At 53.2% G+C, this 222-nt stretch carries 1 rRNA gene; it reads right to left on the bottom strand.

Annotated features, from left to right (window positions below):
* Nucleotides 1-3 precede the first annotated feature (3 nt).
* Nucleotides 4-222: ribosomal RNA gene (locus UF75_RS26020) — 23S ribosomal RNA — on the bottom strand; the annotation flags it as partial.

Here is a 222-nt window from a genome sequence, read left to right on the forward strand (position 1 = left end):
TTTTAGGTCAAGCCCTCGACCTATTAGTACCAGTCAGCTCCACACGTCACCGCGCTTCCACACCTGGCCTATCAACCTGATCATCTTTCAGGGGTCTTACCAGCTTACGCTGTGGGAAATCTCATCTTGAGGTCGGTTTCGCGCTTAGATGCTTTCAGCGCTTATCCGCTCCGAATATAGCTACCCAGCTGTGCCTCTGGCGAGACAACTGGTACACCAGGG

Origin of the sequence: Desulfosporosinus sp. I2, from assembly GCF_000960765.1 — a bacterium.
In the GTDB taxonomy this organism is placed as follows: Bacteria; Bacillota; Desulfitobacteriia; order Desulfitobacteriales; family Desulfitobacteriaceae; genus Desulfosporosinus.